Below are 25,134 nucleotides of genomic sequence, written 5' to 3' on the forward strand. Positions count from 1 at the left end.
ACCGTGGGTAACCAAATGCGTATGGACAGACAATTTATGAACCCCGGTATTTATGTATCTCAAGATGGTGGCAATACATGGGATAAGGTCAACAAACAATTAGGTAACTACGATAAAATTATTGATGCCAAGCCAGATCCTTATAACCCAAATGTAATATGGGCCGCTGGCTGGGGAAGCGGTTGGCATGTTGCATACCTGAATGGCTATCAAGGCGGATATTTAGCCAAGTAACAAGGCATCCCTAAAAACCAAGAGAAGTACTCAAAAAGCCAACGATTCTGTTGGCTTTTTAGTGCTTACAAGAATGCATGGCAACGTTAGTCAATAGCATACAAACGAACGTTGTCTACAAGCAGAATGCCTTGGTTGCTTGCCTTTAATTTGATCAATATGAAAAGCTAAGGGCTTCCCTGTTTTTAAGTGTTTTCCTTCAAGCACAGTTCCCACCACTTGCCATCCCAGCTGATCTTTAATAGCTGCTCGTTGCCAATTTGAGCCGCCTACTTGATTAAACAATACGGCATGCCCTTCAATCAAATTTACATCAATTTCGAAACGATAACGTTTATTTGCATCAATTTGATCCCGCAAACGCCAAATACCGTACTGTAACTTCATGCTGCCTTTTTCTAAGGTAATGCCTAATCCTTGTTTACCTGACTTGGCCGCTTCCTTCATGATGCCGAACTCGGCTTTACTCACTTGCCCTTTATCTTGTCGGGTAATTAACACCTTAGGATCAATCTCTTTTTCAAAACCAGGATTGGCGTAAGCTAATAAATTATTAATAGACTTTTTGTTTTTTGGCTTGGTCTTTTTATTGGCGGCTTGTTTTTTGTTGTTCTCGACTTGTTGCTTAGCGAGTTTCTGCTTATTTGGTTGGGTTTCTGTGGTTGAGTTGCATGCCATCATTGAGCTTAGAGCAATCACAGCCAGTAAGGTTGAACGATTAAGTTTGTACATTTTGTTTCCTGTTAGAATAATTATAAACTTGACATTAACGCCTTTTGAAGCACTAGTAAAGCAAAGCATTTATATACAAACATCTATTCAACAACTGCCTCTCAAACAAAAAAGCTCAACTGTTTCCAGTTGAGCTTGTTTAATATCTGTATATCAACTAGCCGCTAAACGGCGAGTTATTGTGCGTCATGCTTATCCCAATCCGACAAGATAAGTAGTCACTCAGCGAGTGATTCACTTACTAATATGGATTGCAACTACTTCCAAACAACGGGTACAAACACCGTCATTTCTGCTGTACCTCGGTTACTCCAAGCGTAATATGGTACAAACTTGGTTCTTGTTTCTTGCCAATCTGGCTTTTTAACGGCGGTGTACATCGCTCCTTGCTCCCTGGAGCGTAAATAAGTATCAGCCGTGATAATTGCAGTGCCACCTAAGAAATCTGGTTGGTAGTCAACAGCTAACTCACTATCTCCTTTTACGTACACATCTAGAACACTTACATCGTCAGGCAGGTCTGGAGTTTCAATACAATAAACCACTGGCCCGCGCTTAATGGCCACTTGATTACGCACTTCTTCGATGCGTTGATGACCTTCGATAAACGTCGCTTCCATAGGGATATCAATCACAATGACATCACCCGCTTTCCAATTACGATGTAAAACAGCGTAAGTTGCTGGCGTCGCTTTGACGCCGGCATCTTCACCATTAATGGTAATCGTTGCGCCAGTCGCCCACTCAGGCACACGTAAAGCAATATCAAACGCGTCTGATTTGCAGCTTTCCACGGTGAGCTTAACCAAACCTTTCCATGGGTATTCGGTATCTTGTGTCAGCTTAATAGCAGAGCCATCTAGCATAGTAGTGGTTAAGTTGTTGCTACCGTACAAGTTTACATGGACACCATTGTCGGCCAAGCTATAAGCCCAACCAGACAAGTTTGAAATAGTGCGCACTAAGTTTGGCGGACAACAAAAACAAGCTAAATAGCCTTCACGATCTGGCGTTTCTGTCACATCGGCATGGGCGTTATAATCTCGCGTGTTATGCAGCATTCTAAGAGGGTTAGCATAAAAGTAATCTTTGCCTTCAACACTAATGCCTGACAAACCACTGTTATGCATGACCAACTCTATAATATCAGCATATTTAGCTTGACCATGAATACCTAACATTCTGAAACTAAACATGGCATTACATAAATTTGCGCAGGTTTCGTTGTAAGCGGTTAAATTCGGCATCATGTAATCGTCGATAAAGCCTTCTTCGATCATATCGCCATTTTCAGACGCCCCAAAGTGAGTTTGACCAACGGCACCGGTCGCGTACATTTTTTCTGGGTAACACTTTCCCATAAACGATCTAAAGCAGTAATTAGCGCGGTTTCGCCAGTTTCAGCATAGACATCAGCAGCGCCAGCATAATAATACAATGCAAGTACCGCGTGACCAACTGGGTCGGTTGCTTCACGCAATGGCGTGCGCTCTTGCACCATGTCACCAATTGGATAACCAATAGTTGTGGAGTCATGCACAATGTCATAGGTTCCGCGGCGGTCGATAAACTTTTGCGCCAATTTGAGATACTTAGCATCACCGACAGTACGGTACAATTCTACTAGCCCCAAAATTTGAGTTTGATTAAAACCAAAACGTTGAAAATGACGAGTATCAGGGTAGAAAATGGTGTATAGCAATTCAGCATGTTTCAGTGCAATATCCAAGAAGTTGCGCTGTTCGGTTAACCGAAAATGTGCACAAGCACTTATAAACAAATGCCCAGTGTTATACATTTCATGATATTTACGATTTTCATATCGATCAGCTTGCGGATCTAACTGAATCTGTGTTTGTAGGTAACCGTCGGGCTCCTGAGCTTGCGCGAGAATATCAATATATTCATCTAATTCCTTAAGCAATGCCTCATCTTTACTCAAGGCATAAGCATAAATCTTAGCTTCCATGAACTTATAGAAGTCGCCATCATGCCAATACATGCCTTGATGCTTGCCTTCTTTTAAGCCGGCAGCAATCTTAAAGTTATTCAAAGCGTGGCCTACGTCACCACACAAAACATCCCCCATGTAGGGGATCATTACGTCAATTGCTTTTTGTGTTTTCTCAGCCCAAAAACCATGAGTCCAAGTACAATCACCAAAATTAATATTTTTCAGCTTTACATGGGGGCTGGCTGAATTAGCATTTATAGCCTTGTTGTGCGCATGTATTGAATTCAAAATAATGTCCCGCCTATCATACAAACTGAGCATTCACACCGAATAAATTGGCATTACACTCAAAGTGGTTATCAAAAAAGTCGTCTGATTTCAGTCAAAGCAATAAGTTTTGTAATGACTTTGTTAAATCAATAGCAACATTTAAACATATGATGTTTATAAAAACAATACCTGAAATCATATCCTCAAGATTGAATCGCTACAGGTCAAAATTGCTATGTTCCTTGTTGTATGGTTCTCTTATTGCCCGATTGTCTTTAACAGCAAAAATTAGTTTTCTCATAGTCATGTCTAAAAACATACTATTATTCAATGCGCTACAGATATTCTCCGGCAATTAGGCTTGCTGAATATACTATTTGTCACAATTAGAAATAAGATTTACATTAAAAATAGTTCAGAATAACCACTTAAATTTAGCCAATGTAACATTACATGAGTCAAACATTGAGAACCCTTAGATCACAAACAACAATTCAAGCTAGTCTTCAGTATTTTTGTATTGTTCACTGCCATCGAACTTATCAATTTGCTGACCGGCAGAATGTTAAATCAATTTGGCAACATCCCAAGATACGTCCCTGGTTTAACGGGAATTATAACTGGCCCTTTTATTCACGGTAGTTTGCAGCACTATTTGTCTAATATTTTTCCTTTGTGCATTTTCAGTTATTTGCTGTTGCAATACGGCATTCACCGCTACCTGCTAGTAACAGTTTGGATCACACTATTAACCGGTATTTTGGTTTGGTTATTTGCTCGCTCAGCAACTCATATCGGCGTCAGTGGCGTGGTATATGGCTACTTTGGTTATTTGCTATTAGCTGGTTTTTTAAGCAGAAAAATCAAACTTATGATCATTTCACTAGTTGTGGGATTCTTTTATGGTGGTTTAATTTTTGGCGTACTTCCATCCAGCCCTTATGTTTCTTGGGAGTCTCACCTTTTTGGATTTATATCAGGCTTAGTAGCGGCCAGATTGTGGGCCAAGCCTCGAGTATAAATATGTGTAAACTAACCTTACTCCTAAGGAGTAAATTGAATATACTAACCACACAAAAATCAAGTCAGTAATTTATTAGGTCAGGAATGTCTGAAACAAAACCTCAAAAACAAGGCGGCCTGTTAGGCAACTTAGCATTTAACATTATTATCCCTGTCGTCATCATGTCTAAATTAAGTGGAGATGAGTACCTAGGCCCGGCCTGGAGCATAGTGGCAGCACTTATCTTTCCAATAGGGTTTGGTATTTGGGATCTTAAGAAGTCAGGAAAATTTAACGCATTTTCTATCTTAGGTATCGTCAGTGTATTTTTAACCGGTGGCATTAGTCTTTTAGAGCTACCTGCAGAGTACATTGCGATCAAAGAAGCAGCGATACTCTGGCATCATCGGTTTGGCAGTGTTAATTACCCAACGTACTAGCAAGCCTTTATTAAAAGTATTTGTATTAAACGAACAAATAGTTAATTGGAAGAATTTAAGTCAAGCGCTAGAAAACGCCGGAAACACTCAAGCTTTTGAAAAGAAAATGGCGAATAGCTCATATATTGTGGCGGGATCGTTTTTCTTATCATCCGCACTTAATTATATTTTAGCCAAAGTTATTTTAGTTAGCCCTCCTGGAACGACAGCATATACCGAGGAACTAGGCAGAATGACGGCACTAAGTTATCCGGTAATAGTGATACCTAGCATGATCATGTTAATGGCCGCATTGTGGTATTTATTCGCCCAAATTAAAAAGCTAACAGGTGAAGAACTCGATAAGTTTTTGGCTGAAGTATAATTCAGTATACTTATACCAATCCGTATTAATGAGTAACTTGGCTCCTGGATAAGCCGAACCTCTCGATAACGCTCTTTTTGTGTCTAGCGTTGAATTATATTGATATTGTTTAGCCAAACGATACTGCTAGTTCAAAACTCAGGTTAAGTAAAAATGAAAAGCCCGCTATAAGAGCGGGCCTAAAAACCGTCAACTTCTTCTAGAGCGGAACATGCCCCCTTTACTTTGCGTTTAACAGTTCAAATATCTGCTTTGCAATATCGGTATTGTCCGAATGACCAATAAATTTTTCCCGACCCATGCCCAAAGCATAAACTGGTACGTCAACTCCAGTATGCCCACCTGTTGTCCAACCGGTGATGGTTCTAGCATCAATAATCTGTTTGATGGCGGTTGTTAAGGCTTTCTGTTCTGTTGGCTTTAACACAAGCTGTGCTTCTTCATCTGTTAAGTTAAACTTTAGAAGAGTCGAAGCAAGTTTAACTTTGTCTGCAGAGGGCAATACCTGCTTGGCAATTTCTAGCGGAGAATGCTCCAGCTCAGTTAAAATACTTGGCAACCAATTGTAATTTCCATTTGCCCCTATGGTCATCCCACCAGTGCTATGGTCTGCGGTCAATACAACTAAGGTATCGGGATTATTTTCAACGTATTGCTCTAGCCATTCTAATGTAATAGCAAGGTCTCGCATTTCCCACATAGCGGCGGCTATGTCATTCGCATGTCCAGCCCAATCAACCTGACTTGCCTCTACTAATAAAAAGAATCCTTTATCGTTCTCAAGCTGGCTTACAGCCGTTTTGGTTAATGCTGGCAAACGTTGTTTACTGGCATAATCTAACGCCCATGGCAATCCTGTATCAGCAAACAGGCCCAGTAAAGGTTTACCCGGCTGTGCTTGGTCTAATTTGTCTATTTCATCAATATATTGATAACCTGCCTGTTGAAATTCTTTGATTAAATTACGATCGTCCCTATCAAAGTATTTCCAACCTCCTCCAAGCATCACATCTAATACAAACTTGCCATCAACCTTATCGTCAAAATAACTGTCTGCGATTTCATTATAATTTTGGCGGCTTACATTGTGCGCGCTATACCCAGCTGGAGTGGCATGGTTAATTTGAGAAGTGACTGCGACCCCCGTTTTCCGTCCTTGTTTTTTTGCCAATTCTAATACAGTGCCTACCGCAGCTTTTTCCACATCAACCGCTATCGCTCCGTTATAGGTTTTTACCCCAGCAGACAAGGCTGTAGCACCTGCGGCCGAATCGGTAACATAGCCAGTATCAATATCAGGATGAGTACTTGCCATGCCAACTAAGTGGCGATCAAAGACCGTTTCTTCAACCTGCGGCGTAGATATGTCATCAGCAAACATACGATAGGCTGTAGGGTAAGCTGGCCCCATACCATCCCCTACTATCATAATTATATTTTTAGGTGATTGTGCTGCCATGGCAGAAGTACATATTCCTGCCAAAAATAAAGAAACCAGTCGCTTCATTTTGTCTCCATTGAAATTAATTGATTTTTAAAAGTAACGAGGTAGATATTATCTTATTTATGTGATGGTTTTATAAAAAACTACAAGGGATTGTGTGCGAACGCTAATTTAATTTGATTTCTGGATATGAAGCATCGTTCTAATTTAACATTATGATTCAATAACTTAAAGTCATTCATTCACATCACTTGCCTTAATGGCTTACTCGCTGACGAAATTTTTCGTGTATAGCAAGGCGGATTATTTCGCTTGTTCTAGCACTTCACGCATTCTTTGTTGTGCGACATCCACCAGCAAGTCTGGCTGAAATTTAGAAATAAACCGATCACACCCCACTTTTTCAACCATAGCTTCATTAAAACTACCACTCAAAGATGTGTTTAAGGCAATGAATAAATCACTCATTCGAGGGTCTTGACGAATTTCTGCAGTCAACCGATAGCCATCCATTTCTGGCATTTCTGCATCGGTAAACATCAACAGAATTTCATCTGTCACTTTTTTACCTTCATCGGCCCAAGAGCGCAATAAATTCAGTGCTTTCAAGCCATTATTCTGTTCAATAACTTCTATGCCGAGTTGACAAAGAGTGTCTCTGATTTGTGAACGCGCAGTGCCAGAGTCATCGACTATGAGTACTTTTTGGCCTTTAAGGTGCTCAACTACCTCTGCATCTAAGACATCTTGCGAAATAGCAATATCGTATTCAATGATTTCAGCTAACACTTTTTCTACATCAATGATTTCAACCAGTTCATTCTGATCCGCTATTTCTACTTGTGTTATGGCCGTTAAATAATTGTTCTTTCCTGTAGCGGTTGGTGGCGGTTGGATCTCACTCCAAGAGGTATTCACGATATTCATAATTTGACCAATCAAAAAACCCTGCACCGTACGATTGTACTCAGTAATAATGACATTCTCGGGCTGGTAATTATCGGCGCCGATAGTAATTTTAATTGCACTTCGTAAATCAATGATCGGTATTGATTTGCCGCGATAATTGGTGACACCTTTGAGGTGGTGATGGGAGCCAATCATTTGATTCATTTTAGGCACGGTCACCACTTCTCGCACCTTAAACACATTCAAAGCAAAGGTATGTCGCGTGCCTAATTTAAACATAAGTAATTCCAACCTGTTTTCACCAACAAGTTGAGTTCTCTGATCAATAGAAGACATTAACTCTGACATAAATACCCTACCTAAAACCCGCTAGTAGTTAGATTGTTTAATCAATAAAAGCCTATACCCAAATCAGGCTTGAATACAGCATTAATTTTTCCCCTTGTGGTGTGACATTTTTTGCCAATTAAGTTAAAAAGTGATATCGCCAAATAAGGTATGATTAAATCCATTATTTGACCTTCAAAAGTAGGCCTCACTAGACACATGAATATCGCCAAGATCGATCTAAATTTACTCGTTCATTTGGACGTACTATTGCGCGAAGGCAATGTTACCAAAGCAGCGAATCAAATAGGCATTACGCAGCCAGCCATGAGCAATAATTTGAAGCGACTGCGCGAGCTTTTTAAAGATCCATTATTAATACGCACCAGTAGCGGCATGTTACCCACCAAAAGAGCGACTCAATTACAGCCTATTGTTCGTGATGTACTTTCTACACTTGAAAATACGGTCAATACCGAATTAGAGTTCTTGCCTTTAATGAGTGACAGAACCTTTAGAGTCATGGCCAGTGATTACGCCGAATCAACCTTATTGATGGAAGTGATAAAACGGTTAGACAAGCTTGCTCCGAATATCACCTTAGACTTAATCACCCCTAGTGATGTGACATTCTATGACGTAGAGCAAGGCAAAGTTGATATGGCCATCAACCGTTTCGAAGAGCTGCCCCAATCATTCCACCAAAAAGTTATCTGGAAAGACTCTTTTGCCTGCGTCATGAATAGCCAAAATCCTTTGGTCGGCCAATTCGATTTAGACAATTACCTACGGAACAAACACATCTGGGTCAGTAAAACCGGATTTGGTGTTGGCGTAGGTATCGATCCCAATGCGGTACAAAAGTTGGGGTGGGTAGATGCAGAATTAACAAAGCTGGGTAAAAAACGCGATATAAGAGTATTTACACGGCATTATCATGTAGCGCTGCAACTAGCAAAAGAACAGAACCTTGTGGCTACCTTACCAAAACGCGCAGCCAATCTTTACAAGCATGATCCGAATGTAGAAATACTTGAACCACCGTTTTATATTCCACCTTTCCCTCTAAAAATGGCATGGAGCGCCATCTTACAGCATGATGCCGGGCATATATGGCTTAGGCGATTGATCTCAGAAGTAGCAAATAGCTTGCCCTTAGACTAAACACTACCTTACCTGAGCCTAAGATAAGTCGAGTTCAGATTAACTACGGCTGGTCTTGCTCTAACTCTTTAGTGAAGAAGTGCTTGCCCAACAAGGCTTGGGTCATACCAATGAAACTTTTGGTCGTAAGATGGAAGATCAATATGTGCAACGGCATCTTCTGGAAATGCCCTCTCAACAAAATTAAAAAGGTGGCCAGCCCAAACATATTTGGCCGACAAATTGGGTGGTTAGGCTTTAATACCCGTTTATAAATAAAGTCTAAATATTTCATGTTCCAAGGTCGATTGACGGCAATGTGTTTTGTTACCTTAGCCGGTATTTTGGTGGCAAAAAATTTCTCGCTATAACGACAAGCTAGGAACAACTCCAACTCAAACCCCGATTCTCTTGCTAAATTAATTAACTCTTCCCAGTATTCGTCATCACTGTGATCGGTCATGAGCGTGTGAATATCGATAAGGTCTCGATAACCTTTTTTGACATCTTCATTAAAAAACAAGTGTATCAAACTATGCATAGTCATTGCTGCATAAGACAGAATTTGAAAACCATCCTTAGTGATCACACTGTGCTTAGCAAATTGATCTGCATCAATATGTCGACCAGAAATAATCGGCACAATATTATGATGAATGTCGACCACAGTCCCTCGGATACCATGACGAAGCGGCGGTATTTCGTGGGCCCATTTGCGATAGTATTTTTCGTCATGCTCTGTTAGTTCTTCAGATTGCCAACCATAAAGCGTGAGTTTTTTCTCTATGCCATCGATGGACTTTTTGTCTGTTAAAATATCGATGTCGTTGTAAATACGAGTTTGACCAATACTAGAATTTGACAATGAATAGCCTGCGCCCTTTAAAAAGATCAGATATTGTTGCCTTCCTTCCACCTCGTGTTTGAGCTCCAGTGCTTCGAACAACACTTGCTTTTTGTGATTATTAGCCAACACATCAGCGTTTAAAAAATGCCGTTGTGTTTGTTTGGGTATACTGTCAAATAGGCCAGCTTGTTTAAATAATGCTGAGTATCTGGCTAACAATTGTTGATTGCGTAGTATTAAGATCAATTGTTGCCACTGTTTTTTAGTCAATGATAATGACAGCTCGGGGCGAACAAATATCCTACAAACTAAGTCAGCCGACAAACTATCCATGTTCAATTATTTCCTGCTCAAGAAATTCTGCAACTTCAGCTAAATCATTGTGGAAAATTTCAAAGGTTTGCACGCCTTCAACAACCTGAGTGAGCGTACTAAATGCGGTTTCTCGCAATATACTGTAATTAAATGCATTGTTAACTAGCTGCATAAACCCTTGGGTTTTGTCCAATTGATAAATCTGCAAATCTTGATTGGCTCGATAATTTGGAAATACGATACCTACCAACTCGGCTGTCTTTGTTTGATTTTGCCAACTTAGCTCTGGTGGAGAAAGGTGAATCACATCGCCTTTGTGAGTATCTTTCGCTATGTTCGAAAATTTACCATTCGGAAACAGTCTTTTAGCTATTTCAATTGATTGATTTTTTAAACATATTGGCCGCACAAAAGGTATTACCGTTTTAGTATTGGGAATGATCAAGGCCATTTCATCGGACAAGAGTCGCCAACCATTATGAGACAAATAAGCGGTGAGAGTACTTTTGCCTGAACCCGGTGGCGCAGGAAACAAGATTGCCTTATTACCTTTTGCTAGTACCGCGGAATGAATAATGACATGTTGTACTTCATTGGCGGCAACAGTCCAGTTCATTCCCCATTCTAAAAAGGCAAAGGATTTTTGCAAACTGAGTGGTTTAAAAGGTTCAAGTTGATCACAGAAAAATCGAGCTTGAGGACGAAGAAAGCTACGCAGCCCTGCTGATTTTTGCACAGACAACTCGTAGTCTGCCACTTCACTCGTTAGTTTTTTAAACCTGTCGCCATAGATAGTGGATAAATTACTAATAACTTGAGTAATATCAGTTTGAATGGAAAATGAAAAGGGGTGTAAATCAAGGAAGTAGCTAGCTGTCATCGGAACATTTTCTATCAAGAGGCAACAGTATATTTTTCTGAATAAGTGCGTCTATAGCCGATTTTTGCTTATCATCATCGTCTAAAGTTATGTCTCCAGACAACACCTTAACAATCTCAGTTTCTGACATTAAAACACTTAGGGTGTCTGCTGATTGTAATTCTAAAAAAACACAGCCTGATTGATCAGAAAAGGAGTGCATTTGCACTCCCTTGTTTAAGAATTTTTTCATTCTACTTGCATACTAATAGTCAAACACTAACGAAGTAAGCATGGCCAGTGTTAACAAGTGCTTAGACTAGAGTACTTGGCTATAGTGTCGCTTAGCAAGGCTCCAACCGTAGCAGGATTAGTCTTAGCTTCTGCATACAAATACTTAGCATAAGCATCTAAGCTACCATGCGTCTCTGCCGCAGTATAATAAATACCAGAGTTACCATGATTAGCAGCGTTTAAATACATAACAACTAAACCGATATTGACGTCATTTATTCCAGCTTCGTCATCTCCAGAATTTAACTGTAAAATTGTCTTTAAAGTCATATTTCTATAGCCGTTAGTTCCATCCTTTTTAAATGGCTTGTCACCAAATATGCCCTTAAATTTCACATTATAACTACTAGCAGAAAAACTACTCGCCCCGACTAACTTAGTACATGCACCACTCAGGGCTTCAGAGCCTTGACTCGACGCCACAATAGAACCAGCCATGTTAGCCCAAGCTGAACGCCCATGGGATAGATGCAATAGCAGCCCCCGCAGAAGCTCGTTTTAAGAATGTACGACGTTGAGTTGTATTTGTTGAAGCCGACGATTCTTTTCCATTAAGACTATTGTTACTCATAACCATTCCTTAAATTAAAATTCTTTACTACACATCCGCCAAACAAAGCAAATATCAAGCCATTTCATAAAGCATTGAAATATAACAATAAAAAAGGATTAACATTTAATATTGTAAAAATTAGTGACACCACGAAATGGCACTTGACATATATCGTGTCATTTTACCTTTAGTCCTTCGCGTTTGGCAAGGTCAATTAGATACCTAACGGGTATTGCATAACTAATTGCGGAAGGCTTTTCTAAAACGGATTCTTTAGACTCTTTGACAAAGACCTTATTGAGTATTCCTATTACCTCACCAGAATGCGCATCATACAAAGGGCTTCCGCTATTGCCTGGATAGGCAGTAATATCTAGCTGATAAATCATAAATTTTTTCTCTAACCTATTAAGCATCTGAATAGAAAGCTGGCTAGAATGTGCTGTCGGTATTACATCCGGTGTAGTCGCAGCCACAATACCTTGGTGCGTTGCGGGATATAGGCCCAAAATGGCCCCGATTGGAAAACCTGTTAATAATACGTCTGTACCATCCTCCACATACCGCTCTGAGGCTAACGTTAAAGGCACAAGGCTTTTGTTCAACTTTAGAATTGCTAAGTCATGTTCTCGGTCTGTTGCAATAATCTCAACTTTATGAATATTTGGTTTACGTCCTGTACCCGAAAAAACAATATGATATTGCACCTTTTGCGGGTCAAGCGCTTGATCAATAACATGATAATTCGTTGCCACTAAACTTCCATCACCAAATACAAACCCGGTGCCTTGCAGTTTATGTGTTTGAGTGCCGAGAGCATCGTATAACCCCACTCCCACAACAGAGGGTTTAACTTTGGCTACGGTTTGCTTGGTTGAATGGGCGTAACTGTTAGCGATGAAGATAACACTTAGCGTGTTAATCAACAGCCACTTAGCCGTTTTTTTAAATAACATTGCTTTTGAATACTGCTCTAAATAAGTATAGGGGTATATTCACAGATAATTTGTTTTACTTCCATTAATTACTGTTGGCTGAAGTGCGCCAGTTTCGCCAAGTTAGCCGAAGATCCTATGTCTAAAAACTTTACATTTATTAAATTAACCTGAATCCTGGATAAGCCGAATCTCTCGGTAACGCTGTTTTTGCGTCTAGCTGAGGTTATGTAAACAAAAACACTTAGAGCCATTGAATGATATTAATATTGCTTAGCTTAAACTAGTGTTTAGCTTAAACGATACTTCTTATCCAGAACTCAGGTAAAATTAGACATTGCCGACAGAGAAATAGAACAACGGGTTACGCAGCAAGAATTTGCTCGATATACCTACCACTGGACTCAGTTTTATTCTGCGTGTATGGTCCTTTAGGGCGCCTCGACATGGTCTTGTTTAAATTCACTAGAGCGATAATAGACATGCTGCCGATGCGAGCTAGTAATGTTCCCGACACCTGTGCAGATGTATCTGCTTTAGCAAAAGATACGGGCTATCAGCCTAAAACTAAGATAGAAGAAGGCATTCAACGTTTTGTTGATTGGTATCAAACTTATTACGCTTGACCCGTAAAGCGCCCAAAGTGCATGTTATTACTTGGATCCAATAATGTTGTCACAAATTGCCAATACAATCAGTTCACCTTTAGTGCATGTTCCGTTGCTATTTATTTTATGCAGACTTTTTGTCGCCTTCAATTGGTACCGAAATACCTTTAAATGGCTATCTTGTATACCTATTGTCTGGCTGTGCATTTGCTCATTACCATACCCAAGCGAAGCAATGATTCATTCTTTGGAAACGCAGTATAAAGTCATACCAATAGAGTCTGATGAATGGAAACAAACCGATGCTATAGTTGTTTTAGCTTGCTACTACTACGATGATCAAGCGCTGCCCTTTGTTTCACGGTGGCCGAATTGCTCATTACAGAGAAATTTGCATGCCGCGTTAATGTATCAAACTCACCCACTTCCGATATATCTCGCAGGCGGCGTGTTAGACGAAAGCCTAAACAAGTCTATCGCTGAATATAATCAGTCTTTTTTGAGCATATTAGTCATGGCGCAAATAGTAATGAGATCTTTACTGTGGCAGAGGGGTCTAACACAGAAACCGAAGCTGCTGCACTGGCTCCTTTGCTAAAAGACAAGTATATTTCTCTCGTAACCAGTGCCAGACACCTACCCAGAGCGGTAACGTACTTTGAAGATTTAGGTATTAAAGTACTGCCCATCCCAGTAGAACATTTGGCAACAAAAAAGATTCAATTTAAACTGGGATGGCCCAGTGCCCGTAGCTTACGGAAAAGTGAGAAAGCCATTCATGAATATTTAGGCTTGATATATCAGAAATTCATCCGATAACTAAACGAATTTTTAACCTAGGCAGGTTTAATATGGAGAAGCTGGAAATGAAACAGGTTATACCCATTTTCTCTGGAGGGGGTACACGTTTATCTGCTCACATAGGGATTTTAGATGCCTTAGTTAAACTTGACATTACATTTGATCATATAGTGGGGGTGTCTGGAGGCTCTATTGTCTCATCACTGTATTGTTCTGGTATGCCTTTAAAAGAGATTAAACAGCTCGCAGCGAATACTGACTTCAAGCAATTTCGAGGCTTCAGCATTATCACTTTGTTGTTTCAAGGTGGTTTAAGCACTGGCGATAAGTTTGAAAGTTGGATGGATGAAAAGCTAAAAGGCAAAACGTTCTCGCAAATCCCTTACAACCTAAACATTTTAGCAACCGATGTAAATGGTGGTGGTCCGGTCACTTTCAACAAACTAAATTCTCCCGACCTAAAAGTATCAAAAGCCGTAAGGTTTTCTATGTCTATCCCGCTGTTTTTAGTTTTCAGTCATACAAGCACCATGTATTAGTTGATGGAGCAATATTATCTGAAGACGCATTATACAAAGACTGGGATGGCAAAGGCACACAAGTCATTTGTTTTAGATTAAAAAGCGACCAAGTGACCGACACCGAATTTAAAAAAAGTTGGTTACCTATAAAACAATATGTGATGATGTTAGTTAGAACATTTATGACTGCCATGTCTCGAGAGTATGTGCACGACCAGTATTGGAAAAACACTATTATTGTCAATACTGGTGAACTTTCACCTGTTGATTTTAATATAACGATCCAACAGAAAGAGCAGTTATATCAAGCTGGGTATCAAACCGCGCTACAATACGTACCCAATAGGCTTGCAAGAAAAAGCAACAACAATTGATAATTTACAGAACAGCAACGGACTAAAACGTGAAAAAACTAAAGAAATTTGCTAAGACCCCTATAATTGGCCCATTGGTAAAGAAAGTAATGGATTACGCTGTTAATCACGAAGTTAAAACAGTTGCGAGACATTTTTCGACTTACTTAGGTCCTGTCGAAGCCGTTTCTGATGAATGTCGTAAACAAGCGTTCCGTATCCGGCACGATGTGTATTGTGAAGAACTTGGCTTTGAGGAAGAAAACGAAAGTAAGTTAGAATTCGACGATTTTGACAGTTACTCCAGCCACTGTTTAATTCAACATTTACCCACCTCAGGTTACGCTGGTACAGTCAGAATTGTGCGCCCACAAAAACCGGGAGAAATAATTCCGATTCAGAAATACTGCTTGAATTCTATTTCCACAGGGAAAATTAATCCCAGCGATTACGAGCCCCACGAAATATGCGAAATATCCCGGCTAGCAGTCCCTAGTCGATTTAGAAAACGTCAAACGGATAAATTTAAAGGTGCGGCAACCGGTGTAATCAACCAAGAAGTGTATTCTGAAAACGAGTTGAGATGTTTTCCATTTATAGCGGTTGGTTTGTACCTTTCGGCTGCATCAATTGTCATTGAAAACGGCATTAAACATACGTTCGTCATGATGGAGCCAAGGCTCGCTAGGAGCATGAGATTTGTAGGAATTCAGTTTGAACAAATCGGCCCGACTGTTGACTACCATGGAAAAAGAGCGCCATATTATATCAATCCATCATTGCTGATGGAAAACCTCACACTATAGGTTTCCAAATAATGTTAAAAGGCATTCGTAAGTCTCTTAACCATTCCGTAAAAACTCAAAAGAAATGAACAAGTTAGATCATATTTAAGATTAACCTTACCACCACTAGGGGTGTTATCGATGTTTAATTATAATAGAGCATTTTCAAGAAATATTGGCTGGGTATCGAAAGAAGAGCAAAGGCTGCTAAAATACAAAAAAGTGGCCATCGCTGGCTGTGGTGGCGTAGGTAGTGAGCATGTTGTCACCCTCAGTAGATTAGGTATCGGACGATTCAGCATTTCTGACTTCGATGAATTCGAAGTGCATAATTTTAACCGCCAAGCAGGCGCGTTTATGTCTACCATCGACAAGCCGAAAAACCAAGTTATGCATGATATTTGCTTAGATATTAATCCAAATGCACATATTGATGACTTTCCAGAAGGGGTAAATGAAAGCAACGTTGACGAATTCCTCAAAGATGTAGACGTTTACGTGGATGGCCTTGATTTCTTTGCAATGAATGCAAGATTAATGGTATTCAAACGCTGCGAAGAATTAGGTATTCCTGTGGTGACAGCCGCCCCTATGGCAATGGGTGCTTCGCTATTATGTTTTATGCCCGGTAGCATGTCTTTTTCCGAATATTTTGATCTAGACTCTTGCCAGACAGAAGAAGAGAAACTAGTGAAATTAACCATCGGGTTATCACCCACTATGATGCAACGCCACTATTTGATCGACCCAACCACTACTGATTTTATTAATAAAAAGGTTCCATCAACTCCAATGGGAGTTAAGTTTTGTGGAGGCCTAGCTGGCACATACGTACTTAAGATATTGCTTAATCGAGGCGATGTGCGCACAGCACCTCATGGCTTGCACTTTGACGGTTACTTAAATACCGTAAAGAAAACGTGGCGCCCTTGGGGAAATAAAAACCCGTTACAAAAATTCATGTTTAACCAAGTTAAAAAAATCGTTCTCACCCCACAAGCTCCTTTGACCTTCGATGATGATATGACTCCCATTCAAAAAGTGATGGATGGTGCAAAGTGGGCACCGAGCGGTGATAACGAGCAGTGTTGGTCGTTTGAATTCACTTCTGATATGACCTGTACCGTACATGGCAGGGATACCCGTCATTCTTGTGTATACGACCTGCAAGGTAACGCCAGCAAGTTTGCCATTGGTGCACTAATTGAAACCGCCAAAATATGCGCATCAGAATCTGGTCACAAAATAGAAGTGGAACAAGCAGAAACCAGTAGCGATGAAAATCCAACCTATAAACTAAGCTTAGTTGCAGATAAAACAGTGGAGTTTGACGAGTTGATCCCACATGTCAGAACGCGCTGCGTGCAACGTAAATGGATGGGCACTAAAGCGTTAACCGACATCCAAAAAAATGAACTCATCAACGCTCTACCCGAAGGGTTTAGTATCGTTTGGTTCGAACCTTTAAAGCTTAGGTATCAAGTAGCGAAGTTAATATACGGAAACGCTTACACTCGCGTGTCGATGAAAGAAGCACATAGCCATCACCAAAAAATAATTGACTGGGGAAAACAGCACAGCACCGACAAAATACCCGACAAAGCCTTAGGCGTGGGTCCTATGATGCGCGCAATGATGAAATCAGCACTGAGTAAAGACTGGCCACAATTTGAATTTATGGGCAAGTATCTAGCAGGTACAGTTGTTCCTCGGTTTATTATGGATTTTATGACTAGCATAAAATGTTCTGCACACTTTGCTTTAGTTGCGCCTGAAGAATGCATAGCAGAGACTGACTACATGAAAGCGGGAGCGGCATTACAACGTTTTTGGCTTACAACAGACAAGTTAGGCTTAGGATTTCAACCTGAGTACACGCAAATAATATTTTCAGAGTATCTACGTAGAAACGTAAAATTTACTGACAATTTAGCGACCATTAAGAATGCTCGAGAAATGGAGTCCTTGTATGTTGAGCTAATGGGCGATATTCCTGTCAATCGAGTCTGCTATTTTGGTAGAGTCGGGCAAAGTAGCCGACCAAGCAGCCGTTCTATTAGAAAATCGTTGGAAGATCTTAAGTATATTCCTAACAAAGCAGAGTAAAAAATGTGTCTGTATTTTTTACAATTTTGGAAATTTCAATTTTACGTTTTTCTAGCAAAACACGTAAATAAATGAAATATATAAGGTTAATAATTATGGCACAGGTGATGCATATAAGAGATTGCTTCATTTAACCAACGTTTTTTGTCTAGAAGCACGAATAGGCAAATAACAAAACATATATTAATAAAGGATTAACCATGTTGAAATCAATTTTAGTAAAAACAGCCGTAGCATCTTTATTGCTTGGTAGCATCTCTGCATCTGCTAACCAAGTAGTAGATTTGTTTTCTGACGACCAAGCTTATTTCCAAGCATCAAATAGCTCAAATAGCGCTTCTGCAACAGGTGCTGACATTCTTGGTGGTGAGCGTGATATCGCACTTGTAGCAGCTAAAGATGCACGTGTTTCTGCCGAAGTTAGAAACAACCAGTTGCTAATTGCATCAAGCGGCCTTAGCGGCTCTGGTACTATTGCACCAGACGAGTCATGGAGCGTTGAGGTTCAGTGGGACGGTATTGATAACTCTTCAGTTCTTGACGTAGATGGTCTATCACCATCTGCTGATTTTTCGTCATTAAATGGCTTCACTGCTGACATCAACTCTTCTGATGGCGACGGGGCTTTCATTGTAACGATTAACGATACTTTTGGTACTAGTGCCATAAAAACGTTTGGCTTTACGAAAGTAGATTTAGGTTCGCCTCAGACGTTCTCTATTCCTTTCTCTTTGTTCACTGCAGTGTCTGCATCGTTAGACTTAAGCTCTATTGGTTCAATCGTGCTTAACTTAGCGTCTTCTGGTGATACAGATATTCGTGTAGCAGCTATCCGCGCTGTACCCGCTCCTTCAAGCCTTGCAATTTTAGGTCTTGGCTTAATTGGTTTCGCTGGACTTGCACGTCGTAAAGCTTAATTGAATATTTTATTTAGCATCAAGGCCGCTTATTAGCGGCCTTTTTGTTTTAACACATCTGATATTAACCAGACATATTCCCCCATTCAAAACCCCGCTTGAGTCACAACATCATTGCTTAGTATTGTGGGGGGTAGATGAACGTTTACCACTTCAATAAATAAAATACCTTTGTGGCAACACGAATAACTAACCTTAAGTGTTGCTGAAATAGCCCTTTATGGCACAAAAACCTCCCCGACCCAACTTGCATATAACACTCATAATAGTCGGACTTTTTTACAATACCTAGAAAACCAAATAGATAAAAACCCCTAACCCACTGTAATATAACAAAAATAAAAGTTGGCACAGATATAGCTTTAGCAAGTATATCTCTTGTAGTAATGCTGTTAATTTTATAATTATATTTTGGAGTTTAATATGTTTAGAACACTACTTTTAAGAACAACTATGGCCGCTTTCGCACTAGGTAGCATCTCTGCATCTGCTAACCAAGTAGTAGATTTGTTTTCTGACGACCAAGCTTATTTCCAAGCATCAAATAGCTCAAATAGCGCTTCTGCAACAGGTGCTGACATTCTTGGTGGCGAGCGTGATATCATACTTACAGCAGCTCAAGATGCACGTGTTTCTGCCGAAGTTAGAAACAACCAGTTGCTAATTGCATCAAGCGGCCTTGGTAACGGTGGTGCTGTTCCAGCAGATGAGTCGTGGGGCGTTGAAGTTCAGTGGGACGGTCTTGATAACTCTTCAGCTCTTGACGTAGATGGTCTAGCGCCAGCTGCTGATTTTTCTACACTAAATGGTTTCTCTGCTGATATCAACTCTTCTGATGGCGACGGGGCTTTCATTGTAACGATTAACGATACTTTTGGTACTAGTGCCATAAAAACGTTTGGCTTTACGAAAGTAGATTTAGGTTCGCCTCAGACGTTCTCTATTCCTTTCTCTTTGTTCACTGCAGTGTCTGCATCGTTAGACTTAAGCTCTATTGGTTCAATCGTGCTTAACTTAGCGTCTTCTGGTGATACAGATATTCGTGTAGCAGCTATCCGCGCTGTACCAGCTCCTTCAAGCCTAGCTATTTTAGGTCTTGGCTTAATCGGCTTTGCTGGACTTGCACGTCGTAAAGCTTAATTGAACATTTTATTTAGCATCAAGGCCGCTTATTAGCGGCCTTTTTTATGTTTTAACGTATCTAATGTAAACCAAACAGTTTGCCTACCCCATTCAAAACCCCGCTTAAGTCACAACATCATTGCTTAGTATTGTGGGGATTAGATGAACATTAACCACTTCAATAAATAAAATACCTTTGTGGCAACACGAATAACTAACCTTAAGTGTTGCTGAAATAGCCCTTTATGGCACAAAAACCTCCCCGACCCAACTTGCATATAACACTCATAATAGTCGGACTTTTTTACAATACCTAGAAAACCAAATAGATAAAAACCCCTAACCCACTGTAATATAACAAAAAATAAAAGTTGGCACAGATATAGCTTTAGCAAGTATATCTCTTGTAGTAATGCTGTTAATTTTATAATTATATTTTGGAGTTTAATATGTTTAGAACACTACTTTTAAGAACAACTATGGCCGCTTTCGCACTAGGTAGCATCTCTGCATCTGCTAACCAAGTAGTAGATTTGTTTTCTGACGACCAAGCTTATTTCCAAGCATCAAATAGCTCAAATAGCGCTTCTGCAACAGGTGCTGACATTCTTGGTGGCGAGCGTGATATCATACTTACAGCAGCTCAAGATGCACGTGTTTCTGCCGAAGTTAGAAACAACCAGTTGCTAATTGCATCAAGCGGCCTTGGTAACGGTGGTGCTGTTCCAGCAGATGAGTCGTGGGGCGTTGAAGTTCAGTGGGACGGTCTTGATAACTCTTCAGCTCTTGACGTAGATGGTCTAGCGCCAGCTGCTGATTTTTCTACACTAAATGGTTTCTCTGCTGATATCAACTCTTCTGATGGCGACGGGGCTTTCATTGTAACGATTAACGATACTTTTGGTACTAGTGCCATAAAAACGTTTGGCTTTACGAAAGTAGATTTAGGTTCGCCTCAGACGTTCTCTATTCCTTTCTCTTTGTTCACTGCAGTGTCTGCATCGTTAGACTTAAGCTCTATTGGTTCAATCGTGCTTAACTTAGCGTCTTCTGGTGATACAGATATTCGTGTAGCAGCTATCCGCGCTGTACCCGCTCCTTCAAGCCTTGCAATTTTAGGTCTTGGCTTAATTGGTTTCGCTGGACTTGCACGTCGTAAAGCTTAATTGAATATTTTATTTAGCATCAAGGCCGCTTATTAGCGGCCTTTTTTGTTTTAACACATCTGATATTAACCAGACATATTCCCCCCATTCAAAACCCCGCTTGAGTCACAACATCATTGCTTAGTAGTTAGCATAGAACGCATACTCAGTCACAATCAGCGAGACGAAACTCAGAATACCGCTCAATGGCTATAACATTGTATAATTTTTTATCAGTATCTAGTGGTCATCAAAGCCCAACTAGCGTTATCATATTGATCAATATCTCAAAAAAGGATTATGGATGAGCTACATTAAGAAAATGAGCCTTGTTATTGTCATTGCAGCTAGTTTAAGTGCGTGTGCAAAAGAATCGACAAGCGAAAAATTAGTTAAGGCAGATAAATGGTTAGCCGACGGCAATCATCAGGCCGCAATTCTAGTTTTGAAGAGTGCTGCCCAAGCAGACCCTAAGAGTGCAGAAGTAAGATTTAAATTAGGTACAGCATACTTAGATACAGGCTTAGCGGCATCCGCTGAAAAAGAGCTTAACTTTGCGCTGAAGCAGGGCTACGAACCTAATCTTGTCATGCCTCTCATTGCTAAATCTTTAATACAACAGTTTAAAAATGAGGAAGTTGTCGAATTAGTTAATAATGCAAAAGGCCTTAAACTTGAGGCTATGACCACCCTATATACAATTCAAGCACAAGCCTATTTTGCATTAAAAGATAATGAAGCCGCCAATACTGCAATATTTAATGCCAACGAACTATCGGCCGAGTCACCTTATGCTAAATTAGGCCAAGCTTATGGCGCTTTTAATAAAAATGAAATAGTTGTCGCATTAGATACGGTTAACCAGCTGTTAGAACAAAATCCTAACTTCACCGAAGCACTTTTGTTAAAAGGTCAACTTGAAACTGCCAAGGGAGACTTTGCTACCGCACTAGTAAACTTTGAAAAATATCATTCTTTGCAACCAGATTTATTCCAAGGCAAAGTATATCTAGCGGATAGCTACATTAAGAATAACATGCTCGATAAAGCAGAGAAGCATGTAAATGGCCTTCTATCCATCAATAAAAACTCTCCTTTTATTAACCAGTTAAAAAGTCATATAAAGTATTTACAAGAAAACTACGCTGAGGCCAAATCCTATGCTGAAAATGCTATAGCCTATGGCGGAGAAAATGCGACAACCAGTACTATAGCAGCCGTTTCTGCATATCAATTAGGCTTAAATGAACAAGCTTACACACACCTTTCCAATTCAGTTGATCTACTGCCAGAAAAGCACCAGTTACGTGGTTTATATCAAATATTGAAAGTTAAACTTGGCTACGGCTCTGAAGACGGCATTGATCAAAACGCGCTATTGGGATTGAAAGATAGTAATCCAACCATTTTAATCGATACAGGACTTGCGTTAAGTCGAAAAGGAAAACTAAATGAGGCAAAGAATTTCTTAGATATTATTGATAGTGCAAAAATAAAAGATCCGGCGGAACTAACAAGATTAAGTTTGTTAAAACTTTCTTTACAAGATGATACTGCTTTTATGGATTTGCAAAAAATCATCGACAAATCCCCAGGAGATATAGATGCACAGAGTATTTTAGCCAACGTCTACTCTGCCGAGGGGAATGAAGACAAAGCAATAGCAGCTGCTCAAGCTATTATTGAGCATCATCCTAAAAAAGTGGATGGTTACAATCTAAAAGGCTTAATTTTAACTGAATTTAAAAAATTTGATGAAGCAAAATTAGAATACCAACAGGCGCTTGATATCGACCCTAAAGACATTTCGGCCAATTTGTTTTTTGGTAAACTTGCCTTAAAAAACAAAGACGAAGTGAAAGCGTTAGGCATATTTAAACGCCTCATTAATTTTGAACCTATACATCTACCGTCTTTAATCACATATTATGCGTTAGAACATAAAGTAGGCGTACCCTCAGATGCCATAAAGCCAATACAAAACGCGTATAGTAAAAATCCGGACAATATTAAGTACGCTTTAAATTATACAAAACTTTTAGAAGTAGAGAAGCAATATGAGGACGCGCTTAGTATCCTTAACAAAATTAAAGTAAGTAAAACACTCCCTGAACCCTACTGGACATTACGCGTACATCTTCATCTTATGCAAAAGAATGAACAAGAAGTAGAGAAAGCACTGCTTCAATGGACCTCAACCAATCCAGAATCGGGTATAGCTTGGCGTTACTTGGCTAACTTATATGAAAGCCGACGAGAATATTCTAAAGCACTATCACAGGTGAAAAAGGGTAAGAGTTTAGCGGAAACCGCCATTGATAACCTTAATGTATTAGAAGTACAACTGCTACTGCAACTGAAACGAACTTCAGAAGCACAATTAGTCTTGGATCAACTTAAACAGTCTTATCAAGCAGATAATCCAGTTATCGCTTTACTCAATGGTCAATTGCTACTTATTCAAAAGAATTATGAAGACGCTTTACCGTTGCTTATAAAAAACTATGAATTTAAACCTAGCACCGATGTGTTGAAGCTGATACTCGATTGCCATGTGAAACTTTCACAAAAAGGTAAAGCAATCGCCTTTACTCAAAAACATATAGAGTTATTTCCTAAAGACATTGCAGCTAAGCTTTATTTAGCTGGCTTAGCTATGGAAGAAAATAAACCTTTAGCTGAAGAAGTTTACAAAAACATCTTAGAAACAGAGCCATTAAATAGTATAGCCCTTAACAATTTAGCTGCGGTATTACAGCAACAAGGCAAATCTGACGAGTCGGTGACAGTAACCAAAAATGCTTTATCTCAAGCTCCAGAAGAGCCATATCTGCTTGAAATATATGCCAGCGCACTGTTAGTGAACAATCAGCCTAATGAAGCTATTTCTGCTTATGCCAAGGCCTATAAAAATAGCGACAAATCTATTAAGTACGCTAAATTTTATGTTGCGGCTTTACGTAAGACAGGAAACGAGTTAATGGCGAATAAAATAAGTCAGGATGCTGGTATCCAGTAAACCTATTGATAATTTATCCACAAGGGCATTATCATGCCCTTGTGAGTTAAGTAACTATTTTTCTAAACCGTCTACCACAATTGAGGCCTATTGATGAAATTAACAATTGATAGGATCCCTTATGGGGATCTAAATTTTGATGAGTATTTTGATAAATACGTTAAATCGCAAACGCCAGTGATTGTTGAAGGGGTTTACGCCTTTGATAGTGAAAAAATCACCCCTGAATACGTCAAACAAAAATTCTACAATGAAGAGAAAAAAGAGCTAGGTTGGTTTGACTCGGAACTAGTCGACAATGACATCATTACTATCCCACAATTTGTTAAAGACATCCTCAATAAAGATGAGTTCTCAGTTAGAGAATTTCCAATGCGCGTATTTATGCAACCCTATGGTCATGTAACTTTGCCCCACTATGATGGCAACAGTTTGCACGGGCTAAACTTACAAGTATTAGGTGAAAAAAGATGGATCCTTACCTCACCCAACACACCACTACCTTGCACCCCCTTTATGTTTGCGGGACTAGTCGGTAAGCACTTTGAGTATGATCCTAACAAACTTGATGTATATGATTTTAAAACCGGGCCAGGTGATTTGTTATTTATTCCCAGATATTATTTTCATGAGGTACATTCTTTAGGAAAAATAAACCTAAACAATAACTGGGTGTTCACTCCTAAAACCCCTGATGAATCAACTAGCTTAGGCAGACGAGAAGTTGAAATAGTTAAATTGCGTAAGTCATGGCCTTTTGTTAACAAGGCTTTTTTCCCCGACAAATTTTCAAGCTATGGTGGACAAGGCCAAGAACTAATTGAAACCTATAGTAAAAACGTCAGCTACTTTAGAATGGTTGTTCGTTTTTTGCGAGAATTGGCAGGCTACCCTAAGTTGATAATTTTAGCGAAACAAATCAAGAGTAGAGCAAACGACTTTTCTAAAAATAACTTTAACGTATAGTGTTTAGTCATACCCATTCGTAATGATAAGTAGCCACTCAGCCAGAGTTTACAGGCGCTTAATCAAGGCGCTTGGATGAGCGTACTTGAATAAATCTCGTTATTAAAAAAGAAGACAGTGCTCTTTCAATTTCGAGCAACACAGAGAAAGCGCATTTAAAATTCGCCT

21 protein-coding genes and 4 pseudogenes are annotated in these 25,134 nt (G+C 39.7%); 14 read left to right on the forward strand and 11 right to left on the reverse strand.

Annotation, left to right across the window (positions count from 1 at the left end; genetic code table 11):
* Positions 1-21 precede the first annotated feature (21 nt).
* Positions 22-234 (forward strand): hypothetical protein, encoded by a 213-nt coding sequence (locus tag RS130_RS22725; protein ID WP_316027820.1) that lies wholly within the window; start codon positions 22-24, stop codon positions 232-234.
* A 90-nt stretch (positions 235-324) separates the two neighbouring features.
* Here the strand turns inward: RS130_RS22725 and RS130_RS22730 are convergent, their stop codons facing one another.
* From RS130_RS22730 to RS130_RS22740, 3 genes and pseudogenes are all read right to left on the reverse strand, one after another.
* Positions 325-966: a hypothetical protein gene (locus RS130_RS22730; RefSeq protein ID WP_316027821.1), complete on the reverse strand. Its 642-nt coding sequence runs from the start codon at positions 964-966 to the stop codon at positions 325-327.
* Positions 967-1,223: 257 nt separating this feature from the next.
* Positions 1,224-1,832 (reverse strand): glycoside hydrolase family 127 protein, encoded by a 609-nt coding sequence (locus RS130_RS24025; protein ID WP_428982883.1) that lies wholly within the window; start codon positions 1,830-1,832, stop codon positions 1,224-1,226.
* 132 nt (positions 1,833-1,964) lie between these two features.
* Positions 1,965-3,241: pseudogene (locus RS130_RS22740) on the reverse strand (glycoside hydrolase family 127 protein); the annotation flags it as partial.
* Between the two features lie 511 nt (positions 3,242-3,752).
* Here RS130_RS22740 and RS130_RS22745 point away from each other — a divergent pair.
* Both RS130_RS22745 and RS130_RS22750 read left to right on the forward strand, forming a co-directional pair.
* Positions 3,753-4,211, forward strand: a complete 459-nt coding sequence (locus tag RS130_RS22745) for a rhomboid family intramembrane serine protease (protein WP_428982833.1) — start codon at positions 3,753-3,755, stop codon at positions 4,209-4,211.
* Between the two features lie 86 nt (positions 4,212-4,297).
* Positions 4,298-4,997: pseudogene (locus RS130_RS22750) on the forward strand (VC0807 family protein).
* A gap of 220 nt (positions 4,998-5,217) precedes the next feature.
* On the opposite strand, the gene RS130_RS22755 reads toward RS130_RS22750, so the two are convergent.
* Both RS130_RS22755 and RS130_RS22760 read right to left on the reverse strand, forming a co-directional pair.
* Positions 5,218-6,504 carry an alkaline phosphatase gene (locus RS130_RS22755; RefSeq protein WP_316027824.1) on the reverse strand — a complete coding sequence of 429 codons (1,287 nt, stop codon included), beginning with the start codon at positions 6,502-6,504 and terminating at the stop codon, positions 5,218-5,220.
* 240 nt (positions 6,505-6,744) lie between these two features.
* Entirely contained in the window at positions 6,745-7,698 is a 954-nt protein-coding gene (locus RS130_RS22760; protein WP_316027825.1) for a chemotaxis protein CheV, read from the reverse strand.
* Positions 7,699-7,896: 198 nt separating this feature from the next.
* On the opposite strand from RS130_RS22760, the gene RS130_RS22765 reads away from it, so the two are divergent.
* Complete coding sequence (locus RS130_RS22765; protein WP_316027826.1) at positions 7,897-8,841, forward strand: LysR family transcriptional regulator; 945 nt, start codon at positions 7,897-7,899, stop codon at positions 8,839-8,841.
* 43 nt (positions 8,842-8,884) lie between these two features.
* Here RS130_RS22765 and RS130_RS22770 read toward each other — a convergent pair whose 3' ends face one another.
* The 6 genes from RS130_RS22770 to RS130_RS22795 form a co-directional block, all read right to left on the reverse strand.
* On the reverse strand, positions 8,885-10,000 hold the full coding sequence (locus RS130_RS22770; protein ID WP_316027827.1) for a nucleotidyltransferase family protein: 1,116 nt from the start codon (positions 9,998-10,000) through the stop codon (positions 8,885-8,887).
* Positions 9,993-10,862 carry an HprK-related kinase A gene (locus RS130_RS22775; RefSeq protein WP_316027828.1) on the reverse strand — a complete coding sequence of 290 codons (870 nt, stop codon included), beginning with the start codon at positions 10,860-10,862 and terminating at the stop codon, positions 9,993-9,995. The genes RS130_RS22770 and RS130_RS22775 overlap by 8 nt, the downstream gene beginning before the upstream one ends.
* Positions 10,852-11,064, reverse strand: a complete 213-nt coding sequence (locus tag RS130_RS22780) for a hypothetical protein (RefSeq protein WP_316027829.1) — start codon at positions 11,062-11,064, stop codon at positions 10,852-10,854. The genes RS130_RS22775 and RS130_RS22780 overlap by 11 nt, the downstream gene beginning before the upstream one ends.
* 80 nt (positions 11,065-11,144) lie before the next feature.
* Positions 11,145-11,573, reverse strand: a complete 429-nt coding sequence (locus RS130_RS22785) for a hypothetical protein (protein WP_316027830.1) — start codon at positions 11,571-11,573, stop codon at positions 11,145-11,147.
* Position 11,574: 1 nt separating this feature from the next.
* Positions 11,575-11,706 carry a twin-arginine translocation signal domain-containing protein gene (locus tag RS130_RS22790; protein WP_316027831.1) on the reverse strand — a complete coding sequence of 44 codons (132 nt, stop codon included), beginning with the start codon at positions 11,704-11,706 and terminating at the stop codon, positions 11,575-11,577.
* 158 nt (positions 11,707-11,864) lie between these two features.
* A complete protein-coding gene (locus RS130_RS22795; RefSeq protein WP_316027832.1) occupies positions 11,865-12,644 on the reverse strand; it encodes a S1 family peptidase in 780 nt (259 codons plus the stop codon).
* Positions 12,645-13,069: 425 nt separating this feature from the next.
* Between RS130_RS22795 and RS130_RS22800 the strand changes: the two genes are divergently transcribed.
* The 10 genes and pseudogenes from RS130_RS22800 to RS130_RS22845 all read left to right on the forward strand — a co-directional run bounded on the left by RS130_RS22800 (position 13,070) and on the right by RS130_RS22845 (position 24,966).
* Positions 13,070-13,249 (forward strand): hypothetical protein, encoded by a 180-nt coding sequence (locus RS130_RS22800; protein WP_428982834.1) that lies wholly within the window; start codon positions 13,070-13,072, stop codon positions 13,247-13,249.
* A gap of 525 nt (positions 13,250-13,774) precedes the next feature.
* Positions 13,775-14,050, forward strand: a complete 276-nt coding sequence (locus RS130_RS22805) for a YdcF family protein (RefSeq protein WP_316027833.1) — start codon at positions 13,775-13,777, stop codon at positions 14,048-14,050.
* A 47-nt stretch (positions 14,051-14,097) separates the two neighbouring features.
* Positions 14,098-14,927, forward strand: a pseudogene (locus RS130_RS22810) (patatin-like phospholipase family protein).
* 29 nt (positions 14,928-14,956) lie between these two features.
* A pseudogene (locus tag RS130_RS22815) lies at positions 14,957-15,780 on the forward strand (PEP-CTERM/exosortase system-associated acyltransferase).
* A 52-nt stretch (positions 15,781-15,832) separates the two neighbouring features.
* Complete coding sequence (locus RS130_RS22820; protein ID WP_316027834.1) at positions 15,833-17,797, forward strand: ThiF family adenylyltransferase; 1,965 nt, start codon at positions 15,833-15,835, stop codon at positions 17,795-17,797.
* 200 nt (positions 17,798-17,997) lie between these two features.
* Entirely contained in the window at positions 17,998-18,714 is a 717-nt protein-coding gene (locus RS130_RS22825; protein ID WP_316027835.1) for a PEP-CTERM sorting domain-containing protein, read from the forward strand.
* A 423-nt stretch (positions 18,715-19,137) separates the two neighbouring features.
* Complete coding sequence (locus tag RS130_RS22830; protein WP_316027836.1) at positions 19,138-19,854, forward strand: PEP-CTERM sorting domain-containing protein; 717 nt, start codon at positions 19,138-19,140, stop codon at positions 19,852-19,854.
* Positions 19,855-20,285: 431 nt separating this feature from the next.
* Positions 20,286-21,002 (forward strand): PEP-CTERM sorting domain-containing protein, encoded by a 717-nt coding sequence (locus RS130_RS22835; protein ID WP_316027836.1) that lies wholly within the window; start codon positions 20,286-20,288, stop codon positions 21,000-21,002.
* Between the two features lie 283 nt (positions 21,003-21,285).
* Complete coding sequence (gene prsT, locus RS130_RS22840) at positions 21,286-24,000, forward strand: XrtA/PEP-CTERM system TPR-repeat protein PrsT (protein WP_316027837.1); 2,715 nt, start codon at positions 21,286-21,288, stop codon at positions 23,998-24,000.
* Positions 24,001-24,093: 93 nt separating this feature from the next.
* Entirely contained in the window at positions 24,094-24,966 is an 873-nt protein-coding gene (locus RS130_RS22845) for a JmjC domain-containing protein (protein ID WP_316027838.1), read from the forward strand.
* Positions 24,967-25,134 lie beyond the last annotated feature (168 nt).

The sequence above is a fragment of the Paraglaciecola aquimarina genome (genome assembly GCF_032464635.1).
GTDB lineage: Bacteria > Pseudomonadota > Gammaproteobacteria > Enterobacterales > Alteromonadaceae > Paraglaciecola > Paraglaciecola aquimarina.

Excerpts from the sequence above, each read along its gene's own strand:
- RS130_RS22725 (WP_316027820.1), top strand. The coding sequence starts at position 22 with ATGGACAGACAATTTATGAACCCCGGTATTTATGTATCTCAAGATGGT.
- RS130_RS22730 (WP_316027821.1), bottom strand. The coding sequence starts at position 966 with ATGTACAAACTTAATCGTTCAACCTTACTGGCTGTGATTGCTCTAAGC.
- RS130_RS24025 (WP_428982883.1), bottom strand. The coding sequence starts at position 1,832 with ATGCTAGATGGCTCTGCTATTAAGCTGACACAAGATACCGAATACCCA.
- RS130_RS22745 (WP_428982833.1), top strand. The coding sequence starts at position 3,753 with ATGTTAAATCAATTTGGCAACATCCCAAGATACGTCCCTGGTTTAACG.
- RS130_RS22755 (WP_316027824.1), bottom strand. The coding sequence starts at position 6,504 with ATGAAGCGACTGGTTTCTTTATTTTTGGCAGGAATATGTACTTCTGCC.
- RS130_RS22760 (WP_316027825.1), bottom strand. The coding sequence starts at position 7,698 with ATGTCAGAGTTAATGTCTTCTATTGATCAGAGAACTCAACTTGTTGGT.
- RS130_RS22765 (WP_316027826.1), top strand. The coding sequence starts at position 7,897 with ATGAATATCGCCAAGATCGATCTAAATTTACTCGTTCATTTGGACGTA.
- RS130_RS22770 (WP_316027827.1), bottom strand. The coding sequence starts at position 10,000 with ATGGATAGTTTGTCGGCTGACTTAGTTTGTAGGATATTTGTTCGCCCC.
- RS130_RS22775 (WP_316027828.1), bottom strand. The coding sequence starts at position 10,862 with ATGACAGCTAGCTACTTCCTTGATTTACACCCCTTTTCATTTTCCATT.
- RS130_RS22780 (WP_316027829.1), bottom strand. The coding sequence starts at position 11,064 with ATGCACTCCTTTTCTGATCAATCAGGCTGTGTTTTTTTAGAATTACAA.
- RS130_RS22785 (WP_316027830.1), bottom strand. The coding sequence starts at position 11,573 with ATGGCTGGTTCTATTGTGGCGTCGAGTCAAGGCTCTGAAGCCCTGAGT.
- RS130_RS22790 (WP_316027831.1), bottom strand. The coding sequence starts at position 11,706 with ATGAGTAACAATAGTCTTAATGGAAAAGAATCGTCGGCTTCAACAAAT.
- RS130_RS22795 (WP_316027832.1), bottom strand. The coding sequence starts at position 12,644 with ATGTTATTTAAAAAAACGGCTAAGTGGCTGTTGATTAACACGCTAAGT.
- RS130_RS22800 (WP_428982834.1), top strand. The coding sequence starts at position 13,070 with ATGGTCTTGTTTAAATTCACTAGAGCGATAATAGACATGCTGCCGATG.
- RS130_RS22820 (WP_316027834.1), top strand. The coding sequence starts at position 15,833 with ATGTTTAATTATAATAGAGCATTTTCAAGAAATATTGGCTGGGTATCG.
- RS130_RS22825 (WP_316027835.1), top strand. The coding sequence starts at position 17,998 with ATGTTGAAATCAATTTTAGTAAAAACAGCCGTAGCATCTTTATTGCTT.
- RS130_RS22830 (WP_316027836.1), top strand. The coding sequence starts at position 19,138 with ATGTTTAGAACACTACTTTTAAGAACAACTATGGCCGCTTTCGCACTA.
- RS130_RS22835 (WP_316027836.1), top strand. The coding sequence starts at position 20,286 with ATGTTTAGAACACTACTTTTAAGAACAACTATGGCCGCTTTCGCACTA.
- prsT (WP_316027837.1), top strand. The coding sequence starts at position 21,286 with ATGAGCTACATTAAGAAAATGAGCCTTGTTATTGTCATTGCAGCTAGT.
- RS130_RS22845 (WP_316027838.1), top strand. The coding sequence starts at position 24,094 with ATGAAATTAACAATTGATAGGATCCCTTATGGGGATCTAAATTTTGAT.